The sequence below is a fragment of the Acidocella sp. genome (assembly GCF_035535915.1).
Lineage (GTDB): Bacteria > Pseudomonadota > Alphaproteobacteria > Acetobacterales > Acetobacteraceae > Acidocella.
Map to the genome: position 1 here is coordinate 73,775 of NZ_DATLPB010000118.1, position 12,329 is coordinate 86,103.

A 12,329-nucleotide genomic window follows, 5' to 3' on the forward strand; every position below is an offset into this window, starting at 1 on the left:
ATGACCCGGAGTAAATAAAGTTTTTTTGCTACTTTTTGTTCACAAAAAGTAGCCTTCCTTTTTGCTTTCTCCCTACGCGCCCTTGACGCCCGGATCGCCCCCGCCATCATCTGCCGGACGTTCATTGCTGTTTGAGGTATCTCGTGGATTTTGACCTGTTTGTGATTGGCGGCGGCTCGGCCGGCGTGCGTTGCGCCCGGATCGCCGCCGGTTACGGCGCCCGTGTCGGCGTGGCGGAAGAGCGTTTCTGGGGCGGAACCTGCGTGAATATCGGCTGCGTGCCGAAGAAATTCATGGTCATGGCCGCCGAATACGGCGCCAGCGCCGACGATGCGCGCGGCTTCGGCTGGGACCTCGCGAAGGACGGCCATGACTGGGCCACTTTGATCGCCGCCAAGGACAAAGAGATCGCCCGCCTCAACGCGATCTATCTGCGCCTGCTCGACCAGGCCGGCGCGCAGATTTTCAACGCGCGGGCGACGTTCATCGACGCCCACACGCTCGATGTCGGCGGCCAGCGCGTCACTGCCGAACGCATCGTCATCGCCACCGGCGGCCATCCCACCCGGCTGGACATTCCCGGCGCGGAACTCGGCATCGTCTCCGATGACGCGTTTTACCTGAAAGAGATGCCCAAGCGCATCGCCATCATCGGCAGCGGCTATATCGGCGTGGAATTCGCCGGCATTTTCGCCGGGCTGGGCGCCGAGACGCATCTCATCTACCGCCAGCCGCTGCCCTTGCGCGGCTTTGACGAGGATCTGCGCGTCGGTCTCGCCGAGGCCATGGCCGCGAACGGGGTTTTGCTCCATCCGGATACGGTGCCGACCAGCGTGGTGCGGGAGAACGGCGCCTACAGGCTCGCCCTTTCCGACCTCACCACGCTCGACGTCGACCTGGTGTTCTTCGCCACCGGCCGCGCGCCCAATGTCAAAGGGCTGGGGCTGGAGAAGATCGGCGTGGAAACCGGCCGGCTGGGGGAAATCCTGGTGGACAAAACCCTCGCCACCTCGGTGCCGCATATCTATGCCATCGGCGATGTCACCGACCGGCTGAACCTCACCCCCGTCGCCACCGCCGAGGGCCATGCCGTCGCCGACTCCCTGTTCGGCAACAAGCCCCGCACGGTGAGCCTGGACAATGTGGCGACCGCGGTGTTCTCGATCCCCCCGATCGGCACCGTGGGCATGACCGAGGCCGAGGCGGCGAAACAGGGGCCGGCGAAGATTTTCCTCACCCGCTTCACGCCGATGCGCCACAATATTTCCGGCCGCGCGCGCAAGACGATGATGAAGCTGATCGTCGACCAGGCCACCGACAAAATCCTCGGCGCCCATATGCTGGGCGAGGACGCGCCGGAAATCCTGCAGGGCCTGGCGGTGGCGATCACCGCGGGCGCGACCAAGGCGGATTTCGACCGCACCATCGGTATCCACCCGACCGCCGCCGAGGAGTTCGTTACGTTGCGCACTCAGACCAGGGTTGTCGGCGAAGAATCCGCGCCCGAGTAGCCTTCCGCGCCGTTTCGCGCGATAAAGCACGAAACTTGAGGTTCTGGAGACACGATGGATAGCACGACCCCGGTCCGGACAGGGAACGAAGACTGGACCCCAGACAGCTGGCGCAACTGCCCGATCCGGCAGGTGCCGAGCTATCCTGACGAAGCCGCGCTGGCGGCGATGGAGGCACGGCTGACGCGCTTCCCGCCGCTGGTGTTTGCCGGTGAGGCGCGGCGCCTGAAGACGCAGCTCGGCCTGGCCGCCTCCGGCCAGGCGTTCGTGCTGCAAGGCGGCGACTGCGCGGAAAGCTTCGGTGACTTCACCGCCAACGTCATCCGCGACACGTTCCGCGTGCTGCTGCAAATGGCCGTCGTGCTCACCTTCGGCGGCGCGGTGCCGGTGGTGAAGCTCGGCCGCATGGCCGGGCAATTCGCCAAGCCCCGCTCCTCCGACACCGAGACGGTCGACGGCGTCTCTCTGCCCTCTTATCGCGGCGACATCGTCAACGGGCCGGAATTCTCGGCCGCGGCGCGGCTGCCGGACCCCAAGCGCATGGAGTTCGGCTATTTCCAGTCCGCCGGCACGCTCAACCTGCTGCGCGCCTTTGCGTCAGGCGGCTATGCGGACCTGCATGAGGTGCATCGCTGGAACCTCGAATTCGTCCAGCGCTCGCCGCTCGTGGACCGTTACCGCGACCTTGCCGGGCGCATCGATGAAACGCTCAGCTTTATGGGTGCTTGTGGTCTCACGAGCATTTCCGCGCCGCAGATCCGCGAGACGGATTTCTACACGTCCCATGAATCCCTGCTGCTGCCTTACGAGCAGGCGCTCACCCGCATCGATTCGACGACCGGCGATCACTATGCCTGTTCGGCGCATTTCCTCTGGATCGGCGACCGCACGCGGCAGCTGGAAGGCGCCCACGTGGAATTCATGCGCGGGATCAAGAACCCGATCGGCATGAAGGTCGGCCCCAGCATGGAGAAGGACGATCTGCTGCGGCTGATGGACCGGCTGGACCCGCACAACGAGCCGGGCCGGCTGACGCTGATCACCCGCATGGGCGCGGACAAGGTGGGTGACAAGCTGCCCTCGCTGCTGCGCGCCGTGAAGCAGGCCGGGCGTAGCCCGGTCTGGCTGTGCGACCCGATGCACGGCAACACGGTCAGCACCGCGCAGAAGCTCAAGACGCGGCGTTTCGACTCCATCGTCTCCGAGCTGCGCGACTTCTTCGCCATCCATGACGCCGAAGGCACGATCGCCGGCGGCGCGCATGTGGAAATGACCGGGCAGGACGTGACCGAATGCGTCGGCGGCGCGCGCGGCCTCTCCGAGACCGATCTCGGCAGCCGCTACGAGACCTTCTGCGACCCGCGGCTGAATGCCGAGCAATCGCTGGAACTCGCCTTCTTGCTGGCCGAGCAACTGAAGGCGCGGCGGGCGCAGCGGCGTACGGCATGACCCCGGCGCCGCTGCACGACACGGATATCGCGGCGCACGCGGACGCCTATTTCAACCGCACCCGCGCGATCGTGACCCGCTTCGGCGATTGCCGCGTCACCTATGCGGTGTTTCTGCGCCGCCCCGTGGTGTGCGCGCCGGCGCTGATGGTGGACTGGCTGGAGGCGGTCGCCAAGGAACGCGGCGAGACGTTCGACATCGATCTCGTGCATGCCGAAGGCAGCTGGGTCGGCGCCGGCGAGCCGCTGGTCTATATCACGGGCAGCTTCGCGGCCCTGGCGAATCTCGAGACGATCATCCTGCAAAAGATCGGCGCCGCCTGTGTGGCCGCGCATAACGCCTTCCAGATGTGCATGGCGCTGCCGAAAGCCGCCTTTCTGGCCATGGAGGCGCGGCACTGCGCCGGCGCGGAAATGCAGGAGATCATGGCCTATGCCGCCGCGGTCGGCTCGCGCGCGGCCCAGGCCGAGGGCGCCAAAGGCTTCGTCGGCAACGCCAATGACTGGACGGCGCATTATTTCGGCGCCACCCACGGCTATGGCACCATGCCGCACGCGCTGATCGGCTATGCCGGCTCCACGCTGCGCGCGGCGGAAATGTTCGTCGACACCTTCCCCGGTGAGAACCTCACCGTGCTGGTCGATTATTTCGGCCGCGAGGTCACCGACGCCTTGGCCGTCTGCCGGCGTTTCGCCGGCATGGCCCGGGAAGGGCGGGTCGCGGTGCGGCTGGACACGCATGGCGGCCGCTTCCTCGAAGGATTGGACCCGCAACAGAGCTATGCGGTGCTGGAGCGCCACGCCCCCGGCGCGCTGCGCCGCTACCGCAGCCAGGTCGAGCTGAACTATCTGATCGGCACCGGCGTTTCCTCCGCCGCCATCTGGCGCATGCGCGAGGCGCTCGACCAGGAAGGGTTCGAGCGCGTGCGCCTCATCGTTTCCTCCGGCTTCGGCGTGGAGAAATGCAGCGTGATGGCGGATTCCCACGCGCCGATCGACATTGTCGGCACCGGCAGCTTCATCCCCGAACGCTGGAGCGAAACCTTCGCCACCGCCGACATCGTCGCTTACGACGACAAGCCGATGGTGAAAGTCGGACGCGAGTTCCTGCTGCGCACCGCGCAGCGGGACAGGTCCTGAGAAAGGGAGCAAGCGCTACTTTTTGTGAACAAAAAGTAGCAAAAAAACTTTGTTAACTTTGGGCCCGTGCCGTTTCGGCGCCTCAGACCCAGAGTCACAAAAGGTTTTTGCGCCGCTTTTTTCAAAAAGCGGCTGCTTCCTACAGGGCGCAGGGCAGCTTTGCCACAGGGCGGCAGAATTCGTGTCTTCCCCCCTGCCCTTTTCCGCAGAATAAGCTATTAGACCCTTTGGCCCGCGTCTTGCCGGGCCGAAGGGTCGGGCCGAACCCGAGTTGCAATTTGAGTGAGGGGTTAGCCGATGCCGGTGCCGTATTCTGCTGAAGATTTTGACCGGATATTCGACGCGACTATCTTACGCCGTGCCCAGAGCGTGATCGCGCTCGGCTTCGTCAAAGATGTCGAGCTGGATGGCGACACCATCACCGGCGCGGTCGAGGACATGGATGGCACCAGACACGCCACCAGCATCACCCCGGAGAAAAAAGGCAGCCGCATTTCCTTCGCGGAACGCGAATGCAGTTGCGGCGAGCGCGGCTGCCGGCATCTGGCCGCCACGGCGCTGGCGGCGCTGGCGAAATTCCCCAGCCTGCGCAAGGCCGAGCCGAAATCGCTGATCGACACCATCATCCCGGCGCGGGACCGCACCGCGGCGCCGCCGCCGGCGCCGCGGATGCGCCCCACCGGACGGCGCCCGCGCGCGGCGGTGATTGCGCCGATCATGCCCGAATCGCCCGACCCCAACACCACGGTGCTGGACCGTCCCGCCACCCCGGTGCTGCGCCTGCGCCGCCTGCACGCGCCCGACGAGTTCGGCCGGCAGCGCATGATCGACGTGCTGACGCTGGATTTCGACTATGGCGGCGTGCGTGTCGACGGCGCCGACGAAGCGCAATTCATCCGCGTCAAATCCGCCGGGCAGATCGCCTTCATCCGCCGTGACGTGGCCGCCGAGACGGCGGCGCTCGACGCGCTGCGCCCGGACGGCTTCGTGCAGATGCGCGTGGCCGACGGCAAATCCGCCCGCGGCCAGCGCGTAATGGTGTTCCGCGGCCAGGAAGCTGCCGCCAAATGGCACCATTTCGTCGCCGTGCGCGTGCCCGAGCTGACGGCGCTGGGCTGGCAGAGCAGCATCGACGCCAATTTCGGCCCGCAACTCGCCGACAATATCGGCAATATCGACGTGCGGGTGGAGGATGCCGACACTGGCAGCTTCAGCCTCGAGTTCGGCATCGAGGTCGACGGCGAGCGCCTGCCGCTGCTGCCGATCCTCGAACATCTGCTGGCGCGCGGCGGCATCGACGCGGCGCAGATCGTCGAAGGCGAGATCATCACCAGCATGGATGACGGGCGGGTGATCAAGCTGCCCGCCGAGCGCATCAAGCGCCTGCTCGCGGTGATGGGGGACCTGATCGAATCCGCCGGCCGCACCGCCGAGAAGGCGCTGGTGCTGCCGGTCGGCGCCGCCGCCACGGTGCTGGAGCTGGAGGATGTGCTCACCACCTCCTGGCAGAACGCCGCCACCATCGAGGCCTATGTCGAGAAATTCCGCGGCGAGCCGGAAATCATCCCGGTGCTGGTGCCGCCCGAATTCAAGGCCGAGCTGCGCGCCTATCAGCAATATGGCGTGGACTGGCTGCAGCATCTGGCCAGCCACGGGCTGGGCGGCTTCCTTGCCGACGATATGGGCCTGGGCAAGACCGCGCAAACCATCGCGCATATCTGCGTGGAACATGCCGAAGGCAGGCTGACCGCGCCGGCGCTGATCGTGGTGCCGACCAGCCTGGTCGCCAACTGGTCGGCGGAGCTGATGAAATTCGCGCCGCACCTGAAGATCGTGGTGCTGCACGGCATGGACCGCCATGAGCGCCGCGAAAAGCTGGACGATGTGCATGTGGTGGTCACCACCTATACCGTGCTGACACGCGACATCGAGGAGATGAAGCGCATTTCCTGGCATATCGTGGCGCTCGATGAGGCGCAGGCGATCAAGAGCCCCGAGGCGCGCGCCACGCGCGCGGTGTGCCAGTTGCACACCACGCACAAGCTCTGCCTCTCCGGCACGCCGATCGAGAACAATCTCGACGAATTATGGTCGCAATTCGCCTTCCTGATGCCGGGCCTGCTGGGCGACCGGCGCGGCTTCGCCAAACGTTTCCGTACGCCGATCGAAAAGAACGGCGATCCGGTGTGCCGGATGCAGCTGGTGCAGCGCATTTCCCCCTTCATTCTGCGCCGCACCAAGGCTGAGGTCGCGACCGAGCTGCCGCCCAAACACACCATCCTGCGCCGCATCACCCTCGCCCCGGACCAGCGCGAGCTCTACGAGACGATCCGCGGCACGTTGTACGAAACCGTGCGCGAGCAGATGGCCGAGCGCACGCTGGCGCAGAGCCGCGTGATCGTGCTCGACGCGCTGCTGAAATTGCGCCAGGCCTGCTGCGACCCGCGCCTGGTGAAAGTGGGCCAGACCCACGCCACCGAATCCTCGGCCAAGCTCGACGATCTGATGGACATGGTGTCCGAGTTGATCCCCGAGGGGCGACGCATCCTGGTCTTCTCGCAATTCACCTCGATGCTCGACCTGATGAAACCGCGCCTGAGGGAAGCGGGCATTCCCTTCGTCGAGCTGCGCGGCGACACGCGCGACCGCGCCGAGCCCGTGCGCGCTTTCGAGGCCGGCGAAGTGCCGCTGTTCCTGATCTCGCTGAAAGCGGGCGGGCGCGGCCTCAACCTCACCTCGGCCGACACCGTGATCCATTACGATCCGTGGTGGAACCCGGCCGTGGAAGCGCAGGCCTCCGACCGCGCGCACCGCATCGGCCAGAAGCGCTCGGTGTTCGTGTACAAGATGATCGCGGTGGACACGGTCGAAGAACGCATCCTCGAACTTCAACAGCGCAAGGCGGAACTCGCGAGCATCGCCTTCGCCGATGCCGGCAGCCTCGCCCTCAGCGCCGACGACATCAGCTTCCTGTTCGGCGCGCCGGACGCGGAACGCGAAGCGGCATGAAGTAAGAAAGGAAGGCTACTTTTTGTGAACAAAAAGTAGCAAAAAAACTTTGTTATGCTGGGCCATGGGCGTTGTCCCCGACAAAGCCCATGCCCTCCGGGGCTATTCCAACGGTGCTACGCACCGCCGGAACCTTCAGCCCCTCCGCCCAGCGTAAACAAAAGTTTTTGCGCCGCTTTTTTCAAAAAGCGGCTACTTACTTCCGCATGGGAAAACTCGTCTGGCTCGCCTCTTACCCGAAATCCGGCAACACCTGGCTGCGGGTGTTCCTGCATAATTTCCTGCTCCAGCCGGAAACACCGCATAGCATCAATGCGCTGACGGACATCTCCGCCGTGGAATGCGCCGCCGTGTTTTTCGGCGGGCCGGGCACCGCGTTCACCCCGCAGGATATACAAAAGTCACGGCCCGTCGTGCATCAAAAGCTGACGGAACTGCATCCCGGGCCGGTGTTCGTTAAGACACATAACGCCAATCTTAACTCGCATGACGTACCGCTGTGCACGCCGGCGGCGACGGCGGGGGCGATTTATGTGGTGCGCGACCCACGCGACGTGGCGGTGTCGTACAGCGCCTATACCGGCCTGAGCATCGACGAGATGATCGACTTCATGGCCGATCCGCGTGCCGCCATTCGCGCCACCGACAGGCAGGTGTTCGAACTTCTCAGCTCATGGTCGGCGCATGCTCTCTCCTGGGTCGGCGCGAAAAACCGTTTGTTGCTCCGCTATGAAGACATGCTGGCAAATCCCGAGGCATCTTTCGGTCGCGTCGCGCGCTTTCTCGGCAATGGTTCGACTCCGGAGCGGCTGCAACGCGCCGTCGCCTTCAGCGATTTTTCAGTCCTCGCCGGGCAGGAGCGGGAAACCGGATATCGCGCGCGCAGCGAGGCGGCGCAGACCGCGTTTTTCCGCGCCGGAACCAGCGGGCAATGGCGGAATGTGCTTACCAGCGCCCAGGCACAGAAAATCACCGCGGCGCATGGCGATGTGATGCGGAATTTCGGGTATCTGGGCAAAGAAAAGTAAAGGGAAGCGCTACTTTTTGTGAACAAAAAGTAGCAAAAAAACTTTGCTAATTTGGGCCCGTGCCAGCCCAACGCCTCAGGCCCAGCATAAACAAAAGTTTTTGCGCCGCTTTTTTCAAAAAGCGGCTACTTTCTTACTTCCTAAGCCGCGGAGAGCTGCAACACCCCGGCCAGCCCGGTTGCCACGAAGCGGTAATTCTCCGCATCGGCGAACAGCGCGCGCAGCAGCTGGTTGTTGAGCGCGTGGCCGGTGCGGCTGCCGACGAAGCGGCCGGAGATCGGCGCGCCGGCGAGCGCCAGATCGCCCACCACGTCCAGCAGTTTGTGCCGCACGAATTCGTCCGCCCAGCGCAGCCCTTCGGGGTTAAGCACCTTGTCGCCATCGACAACGACGGCATTGGCGAGGCTGCCGCCCTTGGCGAGGCCGGCCTTGCGCAATGCCTCGATCTCGCCGGCCAGCGTGAAGGTACGGGCCGCGGCGATTTCCTGCGCGAAGCTTTCGGCCGTGAGGTGCAGGCTGTAAGCCTGGGCACCGATCGCGGTGGCGGAAAATTCGATCGCGAGCGACAACTCGAAGCCGCTGCCGCCCGGATTATGGGGGCGCAGTTCCGCAAACGCGCCGTTATGCTCGGTGCGCACCGTGCGCAGCACTTCCAGCGTCACGCGGTCGCCCACCTGCTCGACGGTGCCGGCGCTCTCGAGCAGAAACAGGAACGGCGATGCGGAACCGTCGAGGATCGGCAATTCCGCGGCATTCACCTCGACCAGCAGATCGTCGATCCCGCAGGCCGCGACTGCGGCCATCAGATGCTCGATGGTGCCGACCCGCGCCGCACCCGCGCCGATCACCGTGCAGAGCCGCGTGTCATTCACGCGGTCGAACAGGGCCGGAATCGAGACACCGAGATCGGTGCGGCGGAACACGATGCCGCTGCCACAAGGTGCGGGCAGAAGTTTCAGCGCCACATCCTGGCCGCTATGCAAGCCCTGCCCCACGCAGGAGATCGCGCTCTTCAACGTCCGCCGTTGGCTCGCGCGATCGGAGTGGCTGTAGCGGTCACGCAAAGACGACATCATGGTTCCATCGTTAGTAACGGGGGGCAATCTAGCGGCGTGCTGCGCCGCAGGCCAGTCAATCATTATTTCTGATTATGTCGCCGCAAGCGTCTGAATATGCAGCTTTTACGATAACATTGTATCAGGCTTTCTTAACCGGCGATAGAATCAAAATGCCCGCCATAATGAGGGCGGGCATTTTGCTCGATTTCATGCGCCGGCGCGGTGTCTCCGCCGCGCCGGCATCATCGCACAGGCTTCAGGAATTGTTCCGGCGCAAAAAGGCCGGGATTTCCAGGCCGATTTCATCGATCTGGGCCGGCCGCACGGCGGCGCGCACCGGTTCGCGATATTGATCCACCGGCGCCTCGGGCTGATCGGCATGCATCGCCGGCTCGTGGCGCATCGGCTGCGGCTGTGCCGGCTTGGCGGCGCTGCCAAACCCGAACACCGATTTGAAAATGCTGGTCGCGCGGCTCGGTTCCGGGCTGCGCGGCGCCTCGGGAACAGGTGCCGCGGCGCGCGCCGCCGGCGCCATGCGCGGCGGCATCGCGGGAGCAGCCGCCTCGCCGGAAGCGGGCTCCTCAGCGTTGCGCAGCGCATAGGCGCGGGACAGCAGCGGAGCTGCCGGCGGTTCCGGCACATAGCCTGAACCCCGCGCGGCCGGCGCCTGCAGCGGCTGCACCGGCAGCGTGGGCGCTCCCACCTGCGGCTGCTGAGCCTGAGGCGGCATCGCCACCGGCTCGGCCGGCCCGCCATTGACGACCTGCAGCTTCGGCATCTGGCCCATTTGCGCCATGCTGCTGTCGATGCCGGTGGCCACCACGGAGACGCGGATACGCCCCGCCAGGGTCTCATCGAGCGACATGCCGAACATGATGTTCGCGTCCTTGTCGACTTCCTCACCGATCCGGTGCGCCGCCTGGTCCACCTCGAACAACGTCACGTCGGAACCGCCGGTGATGTTGATCAGCAGGCCGCGCGCGCCCTTCATGTTGGTGTCCTCGAGCAGCGGGTTGCTGATCGCGGCTTCCGCGGCGCGGATCGCGCGGTCTTCGCCCTCGGCCTCGCCCGTGCCCATCATCGCCTTGCCCATTTCCGACATCACCGAGCGGATATCGGCATAGTCCAGGTTCACGATGCCGGGCATGACCATCAGGTCAGTGACGCCGCGCACGCCCATATACAGGACGTTGTCGGCCATCTCGAAGGCTTCTTTCCAGCCGGTCCGCTCGTTCGCGACCTTGAAGAGATTCTGGTTGGGAATCACGATCAGCGTGTCGACGTAGTTCTGCAGCTCGTTGATGCCTTCCTCGGCGGAGCGCATGCGGCGCTTGCCCTCGAAGGCAAACGGCTTGGTGACGACGCCGACGGTCAGGATGTTGCGCTCGCGCGCCATGCGGGCGACGACCGGCGCCGCGCCGGTGCCGGTGCCGCCGCCCATGCCGGCGGTGATGAACACCATGTGCGCATTCTCGAGATGCCGCGCCACTTCGTCGGCAGCTTCGTCGGCGGAAGCGCGGCCGACTTCAGGACGGCCGCCGGCGCCATTGCCTTGCGTGAGGTGAGGCCCGAGCTGAATGCGCCGTTCCGCCAGCGAGCGCTGCAGCTGCTGCGCGTCGGTGTTGGCCGCGACGAAATCCACGCCCGGCAGATTCAGAGAGATCATGTTGTTAATGGCGTTGCAACCACCGCCCCCCACGCCGAAGACCGTAATGCGCGGCGTGAAGTCGATGTGCGACGTCTTCTGGATCGTCAGGTTCAGGGTCATGACAGAATCTCCTCAGAACGTATCGGTAAAGAACGCGCCGTTTTCATGTCAAACGCGATTTTTCAGAAAGTCCACGACACCGCGGAGCCAACCGCCGTTTCGTTCAGTTTCGAAATTAATATCCTGCATGGTTTGACCATCGCCCGAGGCAAAGGCCAGCAGGCCGACCAGCGTGGCGAAGTTCGCCGAGGTCGCCGAGTCGGGCAGGCCGATCAGGCCGCCGGGCCGCCCCAGCCTGACATTCCGTTCGAGAATCTGCGCTGCCAGCTCACGCACACCGCCCAGCTGCGACGCCCCGCCGGTGAGCACCACGCGGCTGCCGGCGGCGCTGCCCAGGCCGGCGGTATCCATGCGGTCCTTCACCATCTCGAAAATCTCCTCGAGCCGCGGCCGGATGATGCTGATCAGCATGGAACGGGGAATTTTCGCGATCTGGTGCTCCGCCTCGCCCACTTGCGGCACCGGCAGTAATTCGCGCTCGTCATCCGGGCTGCCCTGGCAATTGCCGTACAGCGCCTTCAACCGTTCGGCGTGTGCGACCGAGGTGGAAAATCCGCGCGCAATGTCGTTGGTCACATGAATGCCGCCGATCGGCACATGCGCGGTGTGCAGCAACTGCCCTTCGCCGAACACCGCCAAACTCGTCGTGCCGCCGCCCATGTCCACTACCGTGGCGCCGAGTTCGCGCTCGTCATCAACCAGCGAGGCCAGCCCCGCCGCCATCGGCGCGGAAACCAAAGCCGCGATGTCCAGCTCGCAGCGCGACAGACAGGCTGACAGCGTGCGCAACGCGGTGTTGCCGGCATCGACCACGTGCAATTGCGCGGTCAGCGTGTCGCAGAACAGGCCGCGCGGATCGCTGACGCCGACCGTCTCGTCCGTGGAAAAATTCAGCGGCAGCACATGGATCGTGGCGCGCCCCTCGGACATCGCGCGCAACCGCGCCTCGCGCACCACGCGCTTGATGTCATCCGCCGTCACCGCGCGCCCGTCCACCGGCCATTGCACGTTGAACAGGCGGCTCTCCGGCTGGCCGCAGGACAGATTGACATAGACCGATTTCAACCGGATGTCGGCCTGTTCCTCGGCGGTGCCCACCGCCGCGCGGATCGCCTTCTCGGCCTCGTCGAGATCGACGATGCCGCCGGACTTGATGCCGCGGCTCTTCTGCCAGCCGAACCCCAGCGCCCGCAGCCTTCCATCCGACTCCGCGCGGCCGATCAGGCAGGCAATCTTGGTCGACCCGATATCGAGCACGCCAAACGGCCCCGAGCGCACGCCGCGGACCCGCAACGTCTCATCCGGCAGCGGCCTGACCACACGGTCGGATGCTTGCGTGCGGCGCGACATGTCATTCATGGCCAAGC

General features: G+C 65.1%; 8 protein-coding genes. 5 read left to right on the top strand and 3 right to left on the bottom strand.

Features of this window, described 5'->3' with window-relative positions:
- The first annotated feature begins 143 nt into the window (after positions 1 to 143).
- The 5 genes from gorA (at position 144) to VNC39_RS15860 (ending at position 8,136) form a co-directional block, all read left to right on the top strand.
- Entirely contained in the window at positions 144 to 1,511 is a 1,368-nt protein-coding gene (gorA, locus tag VNC39_RS15840; RefSeq protein WP_325400620.1) for a glutathione-disulfide reductase, read from the top strand.
- A gap of 54 nt (positions 1,512 to 1,565) precedes the next feature.
- Entirely contained in the window at positions 1,566 to 2,960 is a 1,395-nt protein-coding gene (locus VNC39_RS15845) for a class II 3-deoxy-7-phosphoheptulonate synthase (protein ID WP_325400621.1), read from the top strand.
- Entirely contained in the window at positions 2,957 to 4,099 is a 1,143-nt protein-coding gene (locus VNC39_RS15850; protein WP_325400622.1) for a nicotinate phosphoribosyltransferase, read from the top strand. The genes VNC39_RS15845 and VNC39_RS15850 overlap by 4 nt, the downstream gene beginning before the upstream one ends.
- Positions 4,100 to 4,396: 297 nt before the next feature.
- Positions 4,397 to 7,108, top strand: coding sequence for a DEAD/DEAH box helicase (locus VNC39_RS15855; RefSeq protein ID WP_325400623.1), 2,712 nt, complete (start codon positions 4,397 to 4,399; stop codon positions 7,106 to 7,108).
- A gap of 206 nt (positions 7,109 to 7,314) precedes the next feature.
- The gene (locus VNC39_RS15860; RefSeq protein ID WP_325400624.1) at positions 7,315 to 8,136 is read left to right on the top strand and encodes a sulfotransferase domain-containing protein; all 822 of its coding nucleotides are present in this window, start codon (positions 7,315 to 7,317) and stop codon (positions 8,134 to 8,136) included.
- Between the two features lie 140 nt (positions 8,137 to 8,276).
- On the opposite strand, the gene lpxC is transcribed toward VNC39_RS15860, so the two are convergent.
- The 3 genes from lpxC to ftsA form a co-directional block, all read right to left on the bottom strand.
- Positions 8,277 to 9,212, bottom strand: a complete 936-nt coding sequence (gene lpxC, locus VNC39_RS15865; protein ID WP_325400625.1) for a UDP-3-O-acyl-N-acetylglucosamine deacetylase — start codon at positions 9,210 to 9,212, stop codon at positions 8,277 to 8,279.
- A gap of 238 nt (positions 9,213 to 9,450) precedes the next feature.
- Positions 9,451 to 10,962: a cell division protein FtsZ gene (ftsZ, locus tag VNC39_RS15870; protein ID WP_325400626.1), complete on the bottom strand. Its 1,512-nt coding sequence runs from the start codon at positions 10,960 to 10,962 to the stop codon at positions 9,451 to 9,453.
- A 48-nt stretch (positions 10,963 to 11,010) separates the two neighbouring features.
- On the bottom strand, positions 11,011 to 12,321 hold the full coding sequence (gene ftsA, locus VNC39_RS15875) for a cell division protein FtsA (protein ID WP_325400627.1): 1,311 nt from the start codon (positions 12,319 to 12,321) through the stop codon (positions 11,011 to 11,013).
- Between the last annotated feature and the right edge of the window lie 8 nt (positions 12,322 to 12,329).

Bases quoted from the DNA above. Each gene is read 5' to 3' on its own strand.
- VNC39_RS15845 (WP_325400621.1), top strand. From the start codon at position 1,566: ATGGATAGCACGACCCCGGTCCGGACAGGGAACGAAGACTGGACCCCA.
- VNC39_RS15850 (WP_325400622.1), top strand. From the start codon at position 2,957: ATGACCCCGGCGCCGCTGCACGACACGGATATCGCGGCGCACGCGGAC.
- VNC39_RS15855 (WP_325400623.1), top strand. From the start codon at position 4,397: ATGCCGGTGCCGTATTCTGCTGAAGATTTTGACCGGATATTCGACGCG.
- VNC39_RS15860 (WP_325400624.1), top strand. From the start codon at position 7,315: ATGGGAAAACTCGTCTGGCTCGCCTCTTACCCGAAATCCGGCAACACC.
- lpxC (WP_325400625.1), bottom strand. From the start codon at position 9,212: ATGATGTCGTCTTTGCGTGACCGCTACAGCCACTCCGATCGCGCGAGC.
- ftsZ (WP_325400626.1), bottom strand. From the start codon at position 10,962: ATGACCCTGAACCTGACGATCCAGAAGACGTCGCACATCGACTTCACG.
- ftsA (WP_325400627.1), bottom strand. From the start codon at position 12,321: ATGAATGACATGTCGCGCCGCACGCAAGCATCCGACCGTGTGGTCAGG.